1 protein-coding gene is annotated in these 305 nt (G+C 66.9%); it reads left to right on the top strand.

The genetic code is table 11. The annotated features are described in order from the left end of the window. Positions 1 to 305 (top strand): SAM-dependent methyltransferase (locus EN851_RS35345; protein ID WP_245520906.1); only part of this gene is annotated, 305 nt, incomplete at both ends.

The raw sequence follows: 305 nt of genomic DNA, 5'->3' as shown, positions 1-305 counted from the left end.
GCGATGCGCTCGTCTATGACGCGCTGGTCTCGCCCGATGTCGTGGCGGTCGCTCAAGGCGCCGAGCTCTTCTACGCCGGAAAACGCGGCGGCCAGCCTTCGATGAAACAGGATGATATCAACGCCCTGCTGGTGCGGCTGGCGCGTCAAGGCCGCCGTGTCGTGCGGCTCAAGGGCGGCGACCCCTATATTTTCGGCCGGGGCGGCGAAGAGGCTTTGGCGCTCGCGGGCGAAAGCATTCCGTTCCGGGTGCTTTCGGGCCTCACCTCCGGTCTTAGCGCATTGGCCGCAACCGGCATCCCCGCC

The sequence above is a fragment of the Mesorhizobium sp. M8A.F.Ca.ET.208.01.1.1 genome, assembly GCF_004791315.1.
Lineage (GTDB): Bacteria > Pseudomonadota > Alphaproteobacteria > Rhizobiales > Rhizobiaceae > Mesorhizobium.
The sequence above is the reverse complement of the archived record's forward strand: the minus strand, read 5'-3'. Positions and strand labels throughout refer to the sequence as shown.